19 protein-coding genes and 1 pseudogene are annotated in these 19,314 nt (G+C 31.7%); 17 read left to right on the top strand and 3 right to left on the bottom strand.

The features are described from left to right. Window position 1 precedes the first annotated feature (1 nt). On the bottom strand, window positions 2–541 hold the full coding sequence (locus GGR97_RS08875; RefSeq protein WP_167898166.1) for an NUDIX hydrolase: 540 nt from the start codon (window positions 539–541) through the stop codon (window positions 2–4). Window positions 542–619: 78 nt separating this feature from the next. On the opposite strand from GGR97_RS08875, the gene menD reads away from it, so the two are divergent. After that, the gene (gene menD, locus GGR97_RS08870; protein WP_167898165.1) at window positions 620–2,302 is read left to right on the top strand and encodes a 2-succinyl-5-enolpyruvyl-6-hydroxy-3-cyclohexene-1-carboxylic-acid synthase; all 1,683 of its coding nucleotides are present in this window, start codon (window positions 620–622) and stop codon (window positions 2,300–2,302) included. A gap of 3 nt (window positions 2,303–2,305) precedes the next feature. Continuing rightward, on the top strand, window positions 2,306–2,737 hold the full coding sequence (locus GGR97_RS08865) for a S1 RNA-binding domain-containing protein (RefSeq protein WP_167898164.1): 432 nt from the start codon (window positions 2,306–2,308) through the stop codon (window positions 2,735–2,737). 36 nt (window positions 2,738–2,773) lie between these two features. On the opposite strand, the gene kwaA is transcribed toward GGR97_RS08865, so the two are convergent. Together kwaA and GGR97_RS08855 are read right to left on the bottom strand one after the other, a co-directional pair. After that, window positions 2,774–3,400, bottom strand: coding sequence for an anti-phage protein KwaA (kwaA, locus tag GGR97_RS08860; protein ID WP_167898163.1), 627 nt, complete (start codon window positions 3,398–3,400; stop codon window positions 2,774–2,776). A gap of 245 nt (window positions 3,401–3,645) precedes the next feature. Then, window positions 3,646–5,514, bottom strand: a complete 1,869-nt coding sequence (locus tag GGR97_RS08855) for a peptidase U32 family protein (RefSeq protein ID WP_167898162.1) — start codon at window positions 5,512–5,514, stop codon at window positions 3,646–3,648. A gap of 267 nt (window positions 5,515–5,781) precedes the next feature. Between GGR97_RS08855 and GGR97_RS08850 the strand changes: the two genes are divergently transcribed. The 15 genes and pseudogenes from GGR97_RS08850 to GGR97_RS08785 all read left to right on the top strand — a co-directional run bounded on the left by GGR97_RS08850 (window position 5,782) and on the right by GGR97_RS08785 (window position 18,770). Further along, window positions 5,782–6,621 carry a 1,4-dihydroxy-2-naphthoyl-CoA synthase gene (locus tag GGR97_RS08850; protein ID WP_167898161.1) on the top strand — a complete coding sequence of 280 codons (840 nt, stop codon included), beginning with the start codon at window positions 5,782–5,784 and terminating at the stop codon, window positions 6,619–6,621. Window positions 6,622–6,706: 85 nt separating this feature from the next. Further along, window positions 6,707–7,579: a formyltetrahydrofolate deformylase gene (purU, locus tag GGR97_RS08845; RefSeq protein ID WP_167898160.1), complete on the top strand. Its 873-nt coding sequence runs from the start codon at window positions 6,707–6,709 to the stop codon at window positions 7,577–7,579. Window positions 7,580–7,611: 32 nt separating this feature from the next. After that, window positions 7,612–8,229: a fumarylacetoacetate hydrolase family protein gene (locus tag GGR97_RS08840; RefSeq protein ID WP_167898159.1), complete on the top strand. Its 618-nt coding sequence runs from the start codon at window positions 7,612–7,614 to the stop codon at window positions 8,227–8,229. Window positions 8,230–8,267: 38 nt separating this feature from the next. Continuing rightward, window positions 8,268–9,512, top strand: a complete 1,245-nt coding sequence (locus tag GGR97_RS08835; protein ID WP_167898158.1) for a CinA family nicotinamide mononucleotide deamidase-related protein — start codon at window positions 8,268–8,270, stop codon at window positions 9,510–9,512. A gap of 73 nt (window positions 9,513–9,585) precedes the next feature. Then, complete coding sequence (gene rpmB, locus GGR97_RS08830) at window positions 9,586–9,825, top strand: 50S ribosomal protein L28 (protein WP_167898157.1); 240 nt, start codon at window positions 9,586–9,588, stop codon at window positions 9,823–9,825. 28 nt (window positions 9,826–9,853) lie between these two features. After that, window positions 9,854–10,036, top strand: a complete 183-nt coding sequence (gene rpmG, locus GGR97_RS08825) for a 50S ribosomal protein L33 (protein WP_010134999.1) — start codon at window positions 9,854–9,856, stop codon at window positions 10,034–10,036. A 9-nt stretch (window positions 10,037–10,045) separates the two neighbouring features. Continuing rightward, window positions 10,046–10,198, top strand: coding sequence for a DUF4295 domain-containing protein (locus GGR97_RS08820; RefSeq protein ID WP_167190757.1), 153 nt, complete (start codon window positions 10,046–10,048; stop codon window positions 10,196–10,198). A 111-nt stretch (window positions 10,199–10,309) separates the two neighbouring features. Further along, entirely contained in the window at window positions 10,310–11,263 is a 954-nt protein-coding gene (gene ftsY, locus GGR97_RS08815; RefSeq protein ID WP_167898156.1) for a signal recognition particle-docking protein FtsY, read from the top strand. Window positions 11,264–11,336: 73 nt separating this feature from the next. After that, window positions 11,337–12,650, top strand: a complete 1,314-nt coding sequence (rimO, locus tag GGR97_RS08810) for a 30S ribosomal protein S12 methylthiotransferase RimO (RefSeq protein WP_167898155.1) — start codon at window positions 11,337–11,339, stop codon at window positions 12,648–12,650. A gap of 322 nt (window positions 12,651–12,972) precedes the next feature. Continuing rightward, window positions 12,973–14,069, top strand: a pseudogene (dnaX, locus tag GGR97_RS15480) (DNA polymerase III subunit gamma/tau); the annotation flags it as partial. Between the two features lie 258 nt (window positions 14,070–14,327). Then, window positions 14,328–14,666, top strand: coding sequence for a hypothetical protein (locus tag GGR97_RS15475; protein ID WP_449441495.1), 339 nt, complete (start codon window positions 14,328–14,330; stop codon window positions 14,664–14,666). 101 nt (window positions 14,667–14,767) lie between these two features. Continuing rightward, window positions 14,768–15,538 (top strand): universal stress protein, encoded by a 771-nt coding sequence (locus GGR97_RS08800; protein WP_167898154.1) that lies wholly within the window; start codon window positions 14,768–14,770, stop codon window positions 15,536–15,538. 3 nt (window positions 15,539–15,541) lie between these two features. Further along, window positions 15,542–17,758: a SulP family inorganic anion transporter gene (locus GGR97_RS08795; protein ID WP_167898153.1), complete on the top strand. Its 2,217-nt coding sequence runs from the start codon at window positions 15,542–15,544 to the stop codon at window positions 17,756–17,758. Continuing rightward, window positions 17,745–18,326, top strand: a complete 582-nt coding sequence (gene miaE / locus GGR97_RS08790; RefSeq protein WP_167898152.1) for a tRNA-(ms[2]io[6]A)-hydroxylase — start codon at window positions 17,745–17,747, stop codon at window positions 18,324–18,326. The genes GGR97_RS08795 and miaE overlap by 14 nt, the downstream gene beginning before the upstream one ends. Then, window positions 18,327–18,770 carry a DUF4268 domain-containing protein gene (locus tag GGR97_RS08785; RefSeq protein ID WP_167898151.1) on the top strand — a complete coding sequence of 148 codons (444 nt, stop codon included), beginning with the start codon at window positions 18,327–18,329 and terminating at the stop codon, window positions 18,768–18,770. Window positions 18,771–19,314: the final 544 nt, after the last annotated feature.

Below are 19,314 nucleotides of genomic sequence, written 5' to 3'. Positions count from 1 at the left end.
TCTAAATGGCTTCTCTTAGTAATTTAATAATATGTTGGTAGTAGTCTAAGTCATGAGGCACAAAACTAGTAGTGTTTGTGTAATTGTTTTCTAGATAATCTAGAGTTACCAATTTTAAATCGCTTACTTCTTCTGCTTGTGGAGTTAAGTTGGTTAATTCAGTTTTTAATTCTATCAAAAAAATATGGTGTATTTCGTGATCTATTAAACCATTAGAATGTTGGTGTTTTTCTTCCCAAATTCCTTTGTAGATTAACTCTTGTTTTAAAACGATTACATTAATTTCTTCCTTAATTTCTCTAATAGCAGCTTCTGTAAAATTCTCTTCTGAGGCTATATGACCCGCTACAGATACATCCCACAAATCAGGATAAATATCTTTGTTTTTTGCTCTTTTCTGAATTAGGATTTCTCCTTGTTTGTTGTAAAACCAACAATGTACACTAGCGTGTAATATTCCGTTTTGGTGTGCAAAACTTTTCATACAGGCATTACCTGTTGGTTCTCCTTTAAGGTTTACAATATCTATAAGTTCATCCATAGTAAAAAGAAACGGTGTATCGTAAAGATACTATCTTTTTATTTGTAATTTTACGGTCTTATTGAGAGAAAATACTGAATGAAATATCCTGAAAATGAATTGGCACAATTAGTAATAGCTTCTTGTGTATCAAATCATATAAACGAAGTTGTAATATCTCCTGGTTCTCGTAATGCTCCTTTAACCATTGGGTTTAATCAAGTATCATCTGTAACAGCTTATAGTGTGGTAGATGAGCGCTGTGCAGCCTTTGTAGGATTGGGAATGGCTCAGAAAAAACAAAAAGCCATAGCGGTTGTTTGTACTTCTGGTTCTGCATTGTTAAATTATTATCCGGCAGTGTCTGAGGCTTTTTATAGCAACATTCCTTTGGTAATAATTTCTGCAGATAGGCCAAAGCACTTAATAGATGTAGGTGATGGGCAAACGATTCGACAAGCAGGTGTTTTTAAAAATCATATTTTGTTTGAAGCAAATTTAGTTCCTATGCATTCGGAAGTTGATAGGGCTATGAATAAAGAATTGGTTTTTAAAGCTATTAAAACAGCAAACTATAAAAAAGGACCGGTACATATAAACGTACCTTTTGATGAGCCTTTGTATGACTTGGTGGATGATTTGTTAGAATATCCTTTAGAACTAGAAGTAGAAAATCAGGTGTTGACTGAAACTCCTTTAGAGGTAAAAGAATTAGAACCTTTTGCAGATAAATGGAATAGAGCAACTAAAAAAATGGTGTTAATCGGAGTACATCAACCAAGTGATTTGTTACAAACTCAAATAAATCATTTGCTTAAAGATCCTTCAGTTTTGGTGTTAACTGAGACAAATTCTAATATCAACAACGAAAATACTATCAATAGTATAGATCAGTTTTTGGCTGGATTATCAGAAGATGATAAAGGATTTTATCAGCCAGATATTTTGTTAAGCATTGGAGGTTTGGTGGTGTCTAAAAGAATTAAACAATATTTAAGAGCCTTGCAGCCTAAGGAACATTGGGCGGTGCATAAGACTACTGGGTATGATACGTTTTTTAGTTTAACACAGCATTTTAAAATTTCTACGGAATTGTTTTTTAGTCAGTTTTTCTGGTTAACAAAACCTAAAGAAAGTAATTATCAGCAACAAGGATTAGCAGCTAAGAAAAATAGAAGGCAACAGCATCAGAATTTTATAGCAAATTGTGACTATTCAGATTTTAAGGTTTTTGAACTTGTTAATAAGCATTTGCCTAAAAATTCAGTTTTGCAGTTAAGCAACAGTGCAACGGTGCGTTATGCACAATTGTTTGATATAGACAATTCTATTAACGTTTTTTGTAACAGAGGAACTAGTGGGATTGATGGAAGTACTTCTACGGCAATAGGATATGCTATGCAAACAGATAAACAAGTTACCTTAATAACAGGTGATATAAGTTTTTTGTATGATAGTAATGCTTTGTGGAATGCGTATATTCCCAACAGTTTTAGAATTGTGATTGTAAATAACAATGGAGGTGGTATTTTTAAAATTTTACCAGGTCCTAAAAAAACGGCAGCATTGTCTTATTTTGAAACTCCACATGGATTAACAGCTGAACATTTGGCTAAAATGTATGGTTTTGAATATAGATGTGCTACGGATGTAGATAGTATAGAAAAAGAGATGAAATCTTTTTACAAAGAAAGTAATCAACCAAAAATAATAGAGGTTTTCACTCCAAGTGATAAAAACGATCAGGTTTTGAAAACATATTTTGAATCGTTTAAAGTATAAATTATGGAAGATTTTAAAGAAGGACAACAAGTACAAGTTGTTATAGGTAGTTTTTCTAAGTTAGGAATTACTGTATTAGTAGATGAGGTTTGTGAAGGAATGCTGTATGCAAACGAAGTATACCAAAGAGTAGAAGAAGGACAGCGTTTAAAAGGGTATGTTAAAAAAGTTAGAGAAGATGGTAAACTAGATATTAGTTTACAACCTATTGGTTTTAGAAATAGTATTACAAAGTTTCAGGTACAAATATTAACGGCTTTAAAAGCTCATAACGGATTTTTACCAATAACAGATAAATCGGAACCAGATACAATTAAGTATGAATTGGGAATGAGTAAAAAAGCATTTAAAAATGCAATAGGAGGTTTGTATAAAAACAAAGTTATTACGTTAGAAGAAAACGGAATAAAATTATTAGAACATATTCAGGAATAAAAAAAGGAAGCCATTTGGCTTCCTTTTTTTATGGTTTTAAGTGAGTTTTGTGTTAACTAAATTGCTGAGGTTATTTGTAGAAACTGTGTGTTTGTTGTTGGATTTTATGGCAAAGAAAACATTATCACTAATATGTTTAGATTCTATAAAATCTTCTTTACTAATAGAGTCTTTAGTAATTAAAATTACATGTCTTTTGTTTTGGGTACTTACTTTGTAAATATGATAACCTAGTAAAGCCAAGGTTGGGTTGGTGTAATAAATATTGGTTTTTACATAAATAACTCCAATAATAAATAAGATTAAAATAAACATTAATCCATTTCTCTCTTTAGATAAATCAAAATCTAAATCAAAACTTAACAAAGGAACAACATAGGTAACTAAAAAAGTAAGGTGTTCCCAATTGTGGTCTTCTACTTCTGTAATTTGTTCTGGTTTGGTAACTCCATCTTCTATAATATATTTAAACTTATAGTAGAATAAGAAACCAGAGAATATAAAAATTAAGCAAATAATAGGAATGGCATTAGAAATAATAAGTTCTTTAATTCCATTAGTGCTTTCTTTTTCAAAATAAACGGGGATATTTATTTTATTAACGAATAACAGTAAGAATAGCAGCCACAACGACAGTACATAGAGTTGGATTTTTAATAACATTTTTTTCAGTTTTTAAGCAATTTGTTAAACACATAATTTGATTTTATAGGAATAGCCCTATTGGGGATTTATGTTTTTTTGTTTTACAATTTGTTATAAAAAAAGGGGGATAGTTAATGGTTTTAGTTTAAGTATCTTTTTTTCATAGCTTTCTAAAGTTAAGGAAAAATAAATAAAGTATGTTGTTGTTAAATTGTTAAGCTACTTGTTTAAAGTAAAAAAGCAGCCAATTGGCTGCTTTTTGTTTACATCTCTTCTTCAAACTCTAGTTCTGCATCTTTTTCCCAAATTTCCATTTCACAGGGTTTGCAATTAAACTTTAGTTTGTATTCGTTTTCTCCGTGTGTAAGGGTTAAGGGTTCTTTTAATTTTTCTCCCATGGTTTCACGTTGGAATCTAGCACATTTACCTAATTCGTACTTTACACAGTATTTAGTTGTCATTACTCTGGCCTTTCCAGGTTCCCATTGTAATTCAAAAGCTTTTTCAATTTCTTCTACACCGTGTCTTTTGTAAAATTGTCTGGCCAATTTATTAGAAACATTGTAGGTAAAGTCTAATGTTTTTTCAGGATAAGGATGATCTGTTTTTACAATAGGCTGTTCATCTCTATCGTATTCTTCAATTCTAATATCGATTAGATTTTCTAAAACAGTTCTTCTAATCTCATTAATTTTAGAAATAGGCACAAACCAATTGTCTTCTAATTCAATAGTAACATCATCTACAATAAAAGGAGTGTTACCTGTTTTTATTAGATTCTTTTCTAAATTGTCTTTTAAGAAACCTTCTTTTTTAGCTAATTCCTTAGTTACTTTAAATCCTTCTGTACTAGTGTGTCCATCTTCATCAGTAGCTGTTAATTGAAAACCGTATTGAGTCTCTTCAAATTTTAATTCTACTCCAATTTTTCTAATAGCACTATTGTCTTTTTCAACTTGTTTGTTAAAATTGGCATCAGAGTTTCTAGATATTAAAGTTCCAATAGCAATGTTTTTAAAGTTGTTAGGAGTAATCCATCCGTTGTCTACAGTGTTTACTTGTACTCCATCGGCTTCGTTATTTTCGTTTATAAAGTAAAGACCATCACCATTATTTAATTTGTCAGCATTTTCAATTAAATACTTTCCGTTTTTAATTTCTAAAACCTTTCCTATAATCTGTCCTTTAGATTTTGGACTTTCCCACGAACCAATTTTTTTGAAACGTTTGTTTACAAAATAATCGGTATACCCACGGTTAAAACTTCTTCCCATTTCAGCATCAAAGGTGTAGAATGTTCTACCTGATGAAGCTTTTTTAAAGTTCTCTTTACCGTCACCGTTTAAATAATCATCTAAGCGTTTTCTTAAATAAGACACGTTGTTTTTTACATAAACCACGTCTTTTAAACGACCTTCAATTTTAAAAGACATAATTCCTGCTTCAATCATTTGAGGTAATTGATCGCTTAAGTCTAAATCTTTAATAGATAATAAATGACTGCTTTCTATTAAAGTATCATTATTTCCATCGGTAAGTTTGTAGGGTAATCTACAGTTTTGTGCGCAAGAACCTCTGTTGGCACTACGTTCTCCACCAGCAACACTCATGTAGCAATTTCCACTAAAAGAAACACACAACGCTCCAGAAACAAAAAACTCTAACTCCACATCACAGGCTTCATTAATTTCTTTAATCTGATCCAAGTTTAATTCTCTGGCCAAAACCACACGTTTCATCCCTGCTTTTTGCAAAAAATCTACTTGTTTAGGATCTCTATTGTTGGCTTGTGTACTTGCGTGAATTACAATAGGAGGCAAGTCCATTTCAAAAATGGCCATGTCTTGTACAATTAAGGCATCTACTCCTATATGGTATAATTCGTGAATTAATTTTTGACAAGTATCTAACTCATTGTCATATAATATGGTGTTAATCACTACAAAAACTTGCGCTTTAAATAAGTGAGCATATCTTACCATTTCGGCAATATCATCTACCGAGTTGTTTGCGTTTGTTCGTGCTCCAAACTGTGGAGCTCCAATATATACAGCATCTGCTCCTGCATTAATGGCTGCCATACCTTGAACTAGGTTTTTGGCAGGTGCTAAAATTTCAACCTTTTTTTTCATAAATAGTGTCCATTTTTAACGGCTTCCTTTGTATGCTTATTACTTGTTGATAAAATGCTTTTTATCAAAGGATTACGCTAAAAGTATTAGTCGTTTTAAAAATTGGGGATTGCAAAGTTACTGTTTTTTGTTGGTAAAATAATTAATAATCAAAGGTTTAAGATGAATTTCTGTTTGCTGTGTAGATTGATGAAAACACAGATTGAAATAAAATTAAAATGATAACTTTACCCACTGTTATTAAAAACAAAAAAGAAATAGATCCGCATGTCAACAATCAATTGGAAAACAATTAAGGAATACGAAGATATTACCTATAAAAAATGTGATGGAGTTGCAAGAATTGCGTTTAACAGACCAAACGTAAGAAATGCTTTTAGACCTAAAACAACATCGGAATTGTACGATGCTTTTTACGATGCACAAGAGGATGAAAATATTGGAGTGGTGTTATTGTCTGCAGAAGGTCCATCTACCAAAGACGGAGTATATTCTTTCTGTTCAGGAGGAGATCAAAAAGCAAGAGGACACCAAGGATATGTTGGAGAAGATGGTGCACACCGTTTAAATATATTAGAAGTACAGCGTTTAATTCGTTTTATGCCTAAGGTAGTTATTGCTGTAGTTCCAGGATGGGCAGTAGGTGGTGGACATAGTTTGCATGTAGTTTGTGATATGACTTTGGCAAGCGAAGAACACGCTGTTTTTAAACAAACAGATGCTGATGTCACTAGTTTTGATGGTGGTTACGGATCTGCTTATTTAGCTAAAATGGTAGGACAGAAAAAAGCCAGAGAAATTTTCTTTTTAGGTAGAAACTATTCTGCTCAAGAAGCTTTTGAAATGGGAATGGTAAACAAGGTGGTTCCTCATGCAGAGTTAGAAGATACTGCTTACGAGTGGGCTCAAGAAGTTTTAGGAAAATCACCTTTGTCTATTAGAATGTTAAAGTTTGCCATGAACTTAACCGATGATGGAATGGTAGGACAGCAAGTGTTTGCAGGAGAAGCAACACGTTTGGCTTATATGACAGACGAAGCTAAAGAAGGTAGAAATGCTTTCTTAGAAAAACGTAAACCAAATTTTGATAAAAAATACATAGTATAAATAGTTTATGGTTTGTAGTCGTTTGTTGATGGAAATATGACCGTTAACCGACAGCCACTAACTAAGAACCACCAACTAAAAATAAATGAAACCACAAATCATAACTTTTTTAATAAAGTGTCCCGATCAAAAGGGAATTGTAGCTAAATTAACACACTTCTTTTATCAAGAAGGATTTAATTTGGTAAGCGCACAACAGTACACCAATTCTATTGATGGAATGTTTTTTATGCGTTTGCGTATAGAGTCTGATGATTCTGTAATTATTAGTAAAGAACAATTAGAAGAACGTTTTGCTCGTTTGGCAGAAGCCGATGCAATTGTTTGGAGTGTAGATTACGGAATTATAAAGCAAAGAGTGGCTATTATGGTGTCTCATACCACACACAACTTATACGATTTGCTGCAACGTAACAAAGAAAATAAATTACATTGCGATGTAAAAATGGTGGTAAGTAACCATACCAAGCTAAAGCCTATTGCCGATATGTTTGGAATTCCTTTTTATCATTTACCGGTAACTAAGGATACTAAAAAAGAACAAGAACAACAATTGATTGATTTGTTTGATTCTAACAACATTGATTTAATTATCATGGCTCGTTATATGCAAATTTTATCAAATGATTTTATCAATCATTATCCAAATAAAATCATCAACATTCACCATTCATTTTTACCCGCTTTTCAAGGAGCAAATCCTTATATGAGGGCATATGATAGAGGGGTAAAGTTAATTGGTGCAACAGCGCATTATGCTACACAAGATTTAGATGAGGGGCCTATTATAGAGCAAGATGTAGAACGTGTTACGCATGAAAGTACACCATCAACATTAAAAGCTATTGGAGCAGATATTGAAACAATGGTGTTGGCAAGAGCAGTAAAATCTCATTTAAACAATCAGATTATTGTAGACAATAATAAGGCGATTGTTTTTCCAGAAACGGGAGAGTAGTAATTAGGTGATCTAATAAAAATTAAAAGCATATGAAAATCATTTGTATAGGAATGAATTATGTGGAGCATATCAAAGAGTTTGATAGAGACTTTATTCCAACAGAACCTGTAGTTTTCTTAAAGCCAGATTCAGCGGTTTTACCTAAAAAAAATCCATTTGTAATTCCTGTTTTTTCTAACAGAGTAGAATATGAAATAGAAGTTTTGGTAAAAATTAATAAAGTAGGAAAGCACATTGGAGAACGATTTGCTCATAAGTACTATGATGAAATTGGTTTAGGAATAGATTTTACCGCTCGCGATGTTCAGTTAGATTTAAAAGCTAAAGGGCAACCTTGGGAAAAAGCCAAAGGATTTGATGGAAGTGCAGTAATTGGAGAATCTTTTATTGCTAAGGAACAATTTGCAGATTTAAACAATATCAATTTTAAGTTAGAAAAAAATGATGAGCAAGTCCAAGTAGGAAATACATCGGACATGATTTTTAAGATCGATGAAATTATAGCTTACATTTCTACCATTTATACCTTAAAAAAAGGAGATATTATTTTTACAGGAACTCCGTGTGGTGTAGGCCCAGTAACAAAAGGAGATACCTTAAAAGGCTATCTGGAAAATGAAAAGTTAATAGATATTAAAGTAAGATAACATACAGAGGCTAAGGCCTCTGTTTTTGTATAGAAAATATGAAAGCGAGTATAATAACCATTGGCGATGAAATTTTAATAGGACAAGTTTTAGACACCAATACACAGTGGATTGCAAATAAGTTACATGCCTTGGGAGTGGAGTTGGTAGAAACGGTTTCCATATCAGACACCAAACAAGCTATTGTTAGCGGAATAGACCATGCAGTTTCTGTTGCAGATTTAATTATTGTAACGGGAGGTTTAGGGCCTACCAAAGACGATATTACAAAATACACACTTACCGAATATTTTGGTGATGAACTGGTTTTGAATAAAACAGTATTGGCTCAAGTGCAAGCAATGTTTAAAAAGCGAGGAATTCCTTTTGGAGAATTAAACAAAGCACAAGCCATGTTGCCAAAAGAAGCGACTATTTTACCCAACCCAATTGGAACAGCTGCAGGAATGTGGTTTCAGAAAAAAGAAAAAATAGTAATTAGCTTACCAGGTGTTCCTTTTGAAATGAAAGGGTTAGTGGAGAATGAAGTATTGCCAAGGCTGACAAAAATAGGAGGGTTTCCTTCTCAAGCTTATCAAACTTATGTGTTGTATGGAGTAGGTGAAAGCACTGCTGCCGAAATGCTAGAGGAATTTGAAAATCAAATCCCTGAGTTTATCAAATTAGCTTATTTACCCGCACCAGGACGTTTAAGACTGCGATTAACAGGTGTACACTCTAATAAAAGCATTTTAGAAAAGATTCTTTTAGAAGAAGGAGCTAAGATTGCTGAGGTTTTTAAAGGCTATAGTTTTATGGTGGGAGATGTAGACTATATAAATTTTATAAAAGATGCACTAATAGCAAATAAACAAACTTTAGCCGTTGCCGAAAGTTGTACAGGAGGAAAAATAGCCCATGAAATTACTATTCAAAGTGGAGTGTCAGCATTCTTTTTAGGAGGGGTTGTAGCTTATAATGTTGCTTTAAAACAAAATTTATTAGGAGTGGCTGCTGAGGTGATTCAAAAATACTCTGTAGTATCCGCAGAAGTGGCTAAACAAATGGTTTTAGGAATTCAACGTGTTACGGGAGCAACCTATGCTATTTCGACTACAGGAAACGCTGGTCCTACTTCTGACGATACAAAAGAAGATGTTGGTATTGTTTTTATTGCAATTGCAACAGAAAATCAAGTAATTGTAGAAAAATTTAACTTTGGTCAGCCTAGAGAAAAGGTCATAGAACAGGCTAAAAACAAGGCTTTTGAAATGTTAAGTAAAGAAATATTAAAAAATCACTAAATTAATTTTGTTTGTACCATTAATTGTTGTTAAATTTGCACTCCGTTTAGAATTAAATTAAAACTGATACGAGATGTCAAAAGTTTGTGAACTTACTGGTAAGAAAGCTATGGTTGGGAATAATGTTTCTCACGCTTTAAATAGAACAAAAAGAAAATTCAACGCTAACCTAATTACAAAGCGTTTTTATATCCCTGAAGAGGATAAGTGGGTTACTTTAAAAGTATCTACTGCTGCGTTAAAGAATATCAATAAAAAAGGTATTTCTGCTGTAATTAAAGAAGCAAAGGAAAAAGGATTTTTAGTTAAATAATTTTTTCTTAGTAAAAAGATATATAGAGATGGCAAAAAAAGGAAACAGAGTACAGGTTATTTTAGAGTGTACTGAGCACAAAGCTTCTGGTCAACCAGGAACTTCAAGATACATTACAACTAAAAACAAAAAGAATACTCCAGATAGATTAGAGATTAAGAAATTTAATCCAATCTTGAAGAAAATGACTGTTCATAAAGAAATTAAATAATTATAGGATATGGCAAAGAAATCAGTAGCATCGTTACAGACAGGTTCTAAGAGATTGTCTAAAGCTATCAAAATGGTAAAGTCTCCAAAATCAGGAGCTTATACTTTTGTTGAAGCTATCATGGACCCTACACAAGTAAAAGACTTTTTTGCAAAAAAATAATTTTTTGTAAAATTTGACAATACAAAGGCTACTTTCATTATCGAAAGTAGCTTTTTTTGTATTTTAACGCTTTCTTGTTAAATAACAAGAACACAGGTAAATAGTTAAATTATGAGTTTTTTTAAAAAAATATTTTCTTCTGAAAAGAAAGAAACTTTAGATAAAGGTTTAGAAAAATCTAAAACCTCATTTTTGTCAAAGCTTTCCAAAGCTGTTGCAGGAAGGTCTAAGGTAGATGCAGATGTATTAGATGACTTAGAAGAAGTGTTAATTGCTTCTGATGTAGGAGTAAATACAACTTTAAAAATTATTGATCGAATAGAAGAAAGAGTTGATCGTGATAAGTACTTAGGTACAGATGAACTAAACAAAATATTACGAGAAGAAATTGCAGGTTTATTATCAGAAACGAATGATGAAGATGCAACGGAGTTTGTAATTCCTAAAGACAAAAAGCCTTACGTATTAATGGTTGTTGGTGTAAATGGAGTAGGTAAAACTACCACCATAGGTAAATTGGCAGCTCAATTTAAAAAACAAGGGTTAAGTGTGGTTTTAGGAGCAGCAGATACGTTTAGAGCTGCAGCTATAGATCAATTACAGGTTTGGGCAGATAGAGTAGATGTTCCTATTGTTCGTCAAGATATGGGATCTGATCCTGCTTCGGTAGCTTTTGATACTTTAAAATCTGCAGTTTCTAAAAATGCAGATGTTGTTATTGTAGATACTGCAGGTAGATTACATAACAAAGTAAACTTAATGAATGAGTTAACTAAAATTAAAAGAGTAATGCAAAAAGTGGTGCCAGATGCTCCGCATGATGTATTATTAGTTTTAGATGGTTCTACAGGGCAGAATGCATTTGAGCAAGCCAAACAATTCACCTTAGCAACAGAGGTTACTAGCTTAGCTGTTACCAAATTAGATGGTACTGCTAAAGGTGGGGTGGTAATAGGTATTTCTGATCAGTTTAAAATACCAGTAAAATATATTGGTGTTGGTGAGGGAATAGATGATTTACAAGTATTCAATAAATTTGAATTTGTAGATTCTTTCTTTAAATAATTTTAAGCCGTTGGTTTTTAGCGATTAGTTGTTGGCTAAAAGCTAATAGCAAAAGGCTAAAAAGCTAAATACAATGCGTACAAAAACAGTAAAGCAAAATAAAATAAACGTAGTTACTTTAGGTTGTTCTAAAAACGTTTATGATTCTGAAGTCTTAATGGGGCAGTTAAAAGCCAACGGAAAAGATGTAGTTCATGAAGATGAGAATGATGAAGGTAATATTGTTGTAATCAATACTTGTGGATTTATAGGTAAAGCCAAAGAAGAATCTGTAAATACAATTCTTCACTATGCAAATAGAAAAGAAGAAGGACTCGTAGATAAAGTATATGTTACCGGATGTCTTTCTGAAAGATATAAACCAGATTTAGAAGCTGAAATCAGTAATGTAGATCAGTATTTTGGAACACAAGATTTACCAAATCTATTAAAGGTTTTAGAAGCAGACTATAAGCACGAGTTAATAGGAGAGCGTTTAACAACCACTCCAAAACATTACGCTTACTTAAAAATTGCAGAAGGTTGTGATAGACCTTGTTCTTTCTGTGCTATTCCTTTAATGAGAGGAAAGCATAAATCTACACCTATAGAAGATCTAGTGACCGAAGCTGGTAAATTAGCTGCTAACGGAATTAAAGAATTAATTTTAATAGCCCAAGATTTAACTTATTACGGATTAGATTTGTACGGAAAAAGAAACTTAGCAGACTTATTAAAGGAGTTGGTTAAAGTGGAAGGAATTGAATGGATTCGTTTACATTATGCTTTTCCTGCTGGTTTCCCTCTTGATGTTTTAGATGTAATGAAATCAGAGCCTAAGGTTTGTAATTATTTAGACATTCCATTACAGCACATCAACACAGAGATTTTAAAATCAATGCGTAGAGGTACTACCTTTGAAAAAACAAATAAGTTATTAAAGGAGTTTAGAAATCACGTACCCGAAATGGCAATACGTACTACTTTAATTGTTGGGTATCCTGGAGAAACTGATAAAATTTTTCAAGAATTAAAAACTTGGGTAGAAGCAATGCGTTTTGAACGTTTGGGAGTTTTTGCGTATTCTCATGAAGAAGATACACATGCTGCTACTTTAGAAGATGATGTTCCTGAAGATGTAAAAGAAGCGAGAGTTGCCGAAATAATGGAATTACAAGCTGAAATTTCTTGGGAGTTAAATCAAGAGAAAGTTGGGAAGGTTTTTAACTGTATTTTCGACAGAAAAGAAGGAGAGTATTTTATTGGAAGAACAGAACATGATTCTCCAGATGTAGATAATGAGGTTTTGGTAGATGCAAAAGAGCACTATATTAAAACAGGAGAATTTGTGAAAATCAAAATTCATGAGGCCGGAGACTTTGATTTATATGGAACCCCATTAAAATAGTAGGATAATACAGTGTTAATCAGGCTCGGTACAGTAGCTACTAGTTGTTTAATTTCTAACTTTTTTAACATTTGATATGGATACTATCTCTAACATTTGTATATTTGTTTTATAAATATTTAGGGGTAGGTATTTATAATGACGTTATACATATTTAATTTTTAGGGGTAGAAATTAAATTGTTGTTTTAAATAACAAATAATGTTCAACAAATAAGTCCAGTTAATAAATCTTTATTGCTGGACTTTCTTTTTTTTTATAAACCCACTCTGTTGTCTAGCATTGTGCAAATAGGTATATTTGCTATCATTAAAAATTATACATGGAACCATTTATTGTATCGGCACGTAAGTATAGACCTTTAACATTTAACGATGTTGTTGGTCAACAAGCGATTACCAATACTTTAGAAAATGCTATTAAAAATGATCATTTAGCTCAGGCTTTATTATTTACAGGTCCTAGAGGAGTTGGTAAAACAACTTGTGCACGTATTCTAGCAAAAAAAATTAACGAGCAAGCTACAGAAACTGAAGTAGAAGATGATTTTGCTTTTAATGTATTTGAATTAGATGCTGCTTCTAATAACTCTGTAGATGATATTAGATCTTTAATAGAACAGGTTCGTATACCACCACAAGTAGGAAAATACAAAGTCTATATTATAGATGAGGTACACATGTTGTCTCAGGCAGCTTTTAATGCTTTCTTAAAAACATTAGAAGAGCCACCTGCACATGCAATTTTTATTTTAGCAACCACAGAAAAACATAAGATAATTCCTACCATTCTTTCAAGATGTCAAATATTTGATTTTAAAAGAATTACTGTTGTTGCAGCTAAAGATCATTTAAAAAGTATTGCAGCACAAGAAGGTGTAAATGCAGAAGATGATGCTTTACATGTAATTGCCCAAAAGGCAGATGGTGCCATGCGTGATGCTTTGTCTATTTATGATAGAGTTGTAAGTTTTGCAGGAAAAGAATTAACAAGACAAGCGGTTACAGAAAATTTAAATGTTTTAGATTATGACATTTATTTTAAAGTGACAGACTTACTTGTAGAAAATAAAATACCAGATGTTTTAATAGAATTTAATTCTGTTTTATCAAAAGGATTTGATGGACAACATTTTATTAACGGACTAGCTTCTCATTTTAGAGATTTATTAGTTGCTAAAGATAATATAACTGTTCAGTTATTAGAAGTGGGTGATAATGCAAAAAAGCAATATTTAGAGCAAGCTAATAAAGTAGAATTATCTTTTTTAATTACAGCTATTGATAAGGCTAATAGTTGTGATTTACAATACAAGGCAAGTAAAAATCAACGATTGCTGGTCGAACTTTGTTTAATGCAATTGGCTTCTATTACTTTTAGTGATGTAAAAAAAAAAGCAGTAACTTCATAATTCCTGCTACTTTCTTTAGGGTTAATAATCCGGTACAAGTTACAAATGCTTCTGCAACAGTAGCTAAACCAGTAGTACAAACCATTCAAAAACAAACAGAGGTAAACAAGGTTGAGCCTATTAAGGGAATTAACCAACCTGCTAGAAGAAGAAGAGCTTCTGCTTTATCTTTAAAAAAAGTACACAACAAACTTACAGATATTGATTATATTGCTAGTGATGATGATTACAGTAATAAACCCAAAGATCCATTTACTGAAGTTAAATTGGTAGAAAAATGGGAGGTTTTTGGTGAGAAATTAAAACAAGAGGGACAGTTAAATATGTTTTCTATTGTAAATGCCAATAAGCCTACTTTAAAGAATAACGAAATTATTTTTGCACTACCTAACATGTTAATGGAAGAACAGTTTGGTGCAATTAGGTCTAAGTTGTTAAATTTCTTAAGAACAGAACTTAACAATTATAGTATTCAGCTTAAAACAGTTGTTATTGAATCGGAAAAGAAAAAATACATTTACACTCCTCAAGAGAAGTTCAGAAAACTAGTGGAGACAAATCCAAATGTTATGTTGTTAAAAAACAAGTTTGGATTAAATATTTAATTCTCAATCAGTATATTTAGTTTCTAAAAATAAAGCTCATTAAAAAATTTCATAAAATATTAGTAGGTGCAGCCTTTTCACCAAGTTTAAAGGCTAACTTAATGCAAGCATGTAGATTTGCTACTTACTTTAAAGCAAAATTATATGTTGTTCATATTGGGGAAAAGGACCAACAGAAAGAAAATAAGTTTAAAGCTATTGTTCATGAGTTTTGTTTTTTAGGAGATGTAGTTTATCTTTTTAAAGAAGGAAATCCGATAAAAGTCTTGTCAAGTATTTGTGATGAAAATCAAATAGACTTGTTGATTTTAGGAGCTGTAAAAAGAGAAAACCTAATGAAGCATTACTTAGGTTCTGTAGCAAGAAAGCTCACAAAAAAAGTAAACTGTTCTGTGTTACTTTTAATCAATCAATCGCAGAAAGAAATTTTTAAAAAACATATTGTTGTTAACGGATTGGAATCGGATAGATCTCATAATACAATATCAACAGCCTTTTATGTTGCTCAAAGTTTATCATCAAAAAAAATAACAATTGTTGAAGAAATTAAAAACAATGAGGTAAAGATTGATGATGATAGATCGTTAAGAAGAGCAGCTATTAATCACGAAAGAAAAACGCATCAAGAGAATTTAAGAGTAAAAAAGATTTTAAATGTACTACCTGTAGAATTTAAAAATAATATAGAAATTAAATTACAAGGAATTTTTGGTAAAAGTTCTTATTCTATAGGTCATTATGCTCGTGTAGTTCGTTCCGATTTATTGATTATGGACACTCCTAAACACCAAAGTTTTATCAAGAAAATTGTAGCAAATGATTTAAGTTTTATCTTGTCAGAATTGCCTACAGATGTATTAATTATAAAATAACAAATGCCAGTTCAAAAAGCCCCTAATCAATTTTTATCTGCTTTACCACAAAATATTTTTGCAGGATTTGTTGTTTCTTTAATAGCATTGCCTTTAGGTTTAGGCTTGGCTTTGGCATCAGAAGCACCACCTATTTCTGGAATTATAGCTGCAGTGGTTGGAGGTATAATTGTATCTATTTTTGGAGGTTCCAATGTTACAATTACAGGGCCAGGTAATGGATTAGTGGTTGTGTTGTTAACGGCTATTACCACTTTGGGAGGTGGCGATATGCAGTTAGGCTATATGTATACGCTTGCGGCTATTGTAGTTTCTGGATTTATAATGGTCTTGCTAGGTTTTTTGCGATTAGGAATTTTAAGTGATTTTTTTCCGTCAACAGCCATACAAGGAATGTTAGCGGCTATAGGTGTGGGTATTTTTGCCAAACAATTTCATGTAATGTTAGGAAATTCCAATGAAGATGGAGGCTTGGTGGAGTTGTTACTGGAAATTCCCAAAACAATAAATACTTTTATTGTAACAGACAATCACAACTTTTTTTATGCAGGAATTGTAGGTTTGGTTAGTTTATTTATCATGATTTTCCATGCAAAAATTCGTAACAAATATTTTCAGTTAGTTCCCGCTCCTATGTGGATTGTTGTTTTTGCTGTTGGAATGAGTTACTTTTTTCAACTGGTATTAAAACAAGAACATCCAATAGATGAGGCTTGGTTAATTAATATTCCTAATGATGTTTTTTCAAGTTTAGCATTTCCTAATTTTGGAAAGTCTTATACGCCAGAATTTATAACAGCTGTAATATCTATTACCCTAATCGCTAGTATAGAATCTTTGTTAAGTATAAAAGCAGTTGATCAATTAGACCCTTTAAAAAGAAGATCTAATGTAAATAAAGATTTAAAAGCTTTAGGTTTTGCAACCATTATAAGTGGTTTTTTAGGAGGATTAAATGTAGTAACAGTTATTGCTCGTAGCTCTGTAAATGTAAATAACAAAGCCACAAACAGATCTGCAAATTTTTTCCATGCAATATTTTTATTAGCTTTTTTAATATTGTTTCAAACACAATTAAAAATGATTCCTTTGTCTGCCTTGGCAGCCATCTTGGTATATACAGGTTATAAGCTAGCAGCTCCTAAAAATATTTTAGCTGTATCTAAAGTAGGATACGAACAATTAATTATCTTTTTTGCAACCCTGCTAACAACCATATTTACCAGTCTAATAATTGGTATTCTAATAGGAATTTTAGCAACGTTTATAGTACATGTAGTTGTAAATAAAGAAATCATCATGTTTGTTAGAAATGGATTAAAACCCAATGTTTTAATGTATAAAGAAACAGATGGTAGTTATTACGTAAGCGTAAAAAACTTTAGTTCTTTTGTAAACTTTTACAGATTAAAAAATAAATTAAATAGAATACCTGAGCATGAAAACGTGGTGGTAGATTTTTCACGTTGTCGTTTTGTAGATAATACGGTTATGGAAAACATTCATACTTATGTAGAAAAGTTCGAAAGCAAGCAAGGAAATTTAGAAGTAACAGGGTTAGATTTACATGGTACAACAAGTCTACATCCATTTGCTCCTAGAAACATTAATAAAAGTAGAGATTTAGGTGATAAACTTTCCTTAACAAAAAGGCAGAAAAATTTAGGTTTAGTAGCTCAAGATTTCGGATGGGATTATACTCCATTTGTTACAGAGCCAATGGATTTGTTATCTCAGTTTACTTACTTTAAAACAAGAAGAGTAGAAAGAACAAAAAATTTGCTAGTCAACGGAAACGATAAGTTATTTGATGTTGTATTTACAGAAGGAGCCTTTATTGCTCGTCAGTTAATACGATCTACGATGTTTCATGTAAAAGTAGATTATCAAATCCCAGAATTTACTTTAGATAAAGAAGGATTGTTTGAGTATGTAAAACAGTTTACCGAACTTTCAGATATAGAAGTAGATAATCATCCAGATTTCAATAAAAGATTTTACTTGTCAGGAACAAACAGACAAGAAGTGTTAGATTTTTTTACGGATGATATTTTATTGTTTTTAGAAAGTAATATCTACTATCATATAGAATCTAATAAAGATGGATTGTTAATTTTTAAGAAAGAAAGATTGGCAAGCGTAAAAGAAATAAAAGCAATGATAGATTTTGGATTGCGATTTGAAAAACTAATAAAAGAGAAAAGTTATGTTAGGGCTTAAGTTACCAACAGACCCAAGATGGGTAAATATTGCAGAAAAAAATATTGATGAAATTTTAATAGATCATGCACATTGCGAGCAAAAAGCAGCATCTACAGCTATTTCATTAATTGTAAGTTTTCCAGAGTATACCAATTTGGTTACAGAAATGATAGCATTGGTAAAAGAAGAAATGAGTCATTTTAAATTGGTTCACGATAGATTAATTGCCAAGGGAGTTACTTTAGGTAGAGATAGAAAAGATGAATATGTAATGGATTTAATTAAGTTTTTTCCAAAAGGAGGAAGCCGTACCAATCAATTAGTACATAGATTATTATATGCTGCATTAATAGAAGCACGAAGTTGTGAGCGTTTTCGTTTATTATCAGAAAATCTAGAAGATCAAGAACTAGCTAAGTTTTATAGAGATTTAATGGTTTCAGAAGCAAATCATTATACATTGTTCTTAAACTTTGCGCGTGAATATGGAGAAAGAGTAGAAGTAGACCAAAAATGGCAAGATTTGTTAGAGTACGAAGCTACCTTAATGGGGAATTTAGGAACCAAAGAATCTATACACGGATAAATGTTTAGTAGAGAAGAATCAGCTAGAATCAGAAAAGAGTTCTGGGTAAGTTACGGAAAGTCATTCCCTAGAAAATGGGTTTTGTACAATACCAAAATAAAAGATTTTGGATTTAAATTCGTAGCCGATAGAAAAAAAGCTGAAATTACCTTAGATATAGAAGCTTCAGATGATACCCAAAGAGAATTACTTTTTGAGCAAATTTTATCATTAAAAAATATCATAATTTCAGAATATGTACCCGATGTAATCTTTGATAAAGAATACTATTTAGAAAACGGAAAGTTAATTAGTCGTATGTATGTAGTGCATAACACTAAGTTTAGCATCAACAATAAAGACACTTGGGCAGATTGTTATGCTTTTTTTAATAAAACAATGCATCAGTTTGAATTGTTTTGGTACGAATACGAAGATTACATAAAACAAGCTGTAGTCAAATAAATAGGCTAAACTTAGTCTTTATATATACTTAATTAATAGAAATTGTAATATTTCACTTCCTAATATTATGGTTAAATAACCTGTAAAAATATTTTTTCTAGCGTTTCCTTGCAGGCCGGGCTGTCGTTACTCGCTTTTTCTATAAGCTCTAAAGGGATTTTAGAGCTTATAGAAAAGAGCTCAAACAGGCCTCTCCATCCCTAACGCGTTAAGTATATTATAAGGAATAGTTTTTTTAAAGCATAAATTTAACTTTTAACCTACGTAAAACAAGGTAGTTACGTAAAGTTGATAAAAAAGATAAAAAAAAGGTTAAAAAAGATAGTTGAAAAAGGATAAAGGTTGTGTATCTTTGCACCCGCAACAGCAACTAGGTAACTGGTTAGTGGAGCAAAAAAGTTCAGATACATTTAAGGGGTTTATTTCGGTTATTAGATTAACAAATTTGGGGCAAAAAAGATTTAGAATTTATTTTAGATTTATTTGTTTTAGAAGAAATAAAGTTCTTATATTTGCATCCGCTTAGCGCATTAGTTAAGTGTTT

This window comes from Wenyingzhuangia aestuarii (assembly GCF_011927765.1).
Classification (GTDB): Bacteria; Bacteroidota; Bacteroidia; order Flavobacteriales; family Flavobacteriaceae; genus Wenyingzhuangia; species Wenyingzhuangia aestuarii.
This window is presented reverse-complemented; position numbering and strand designations above follow the sequence as displayed.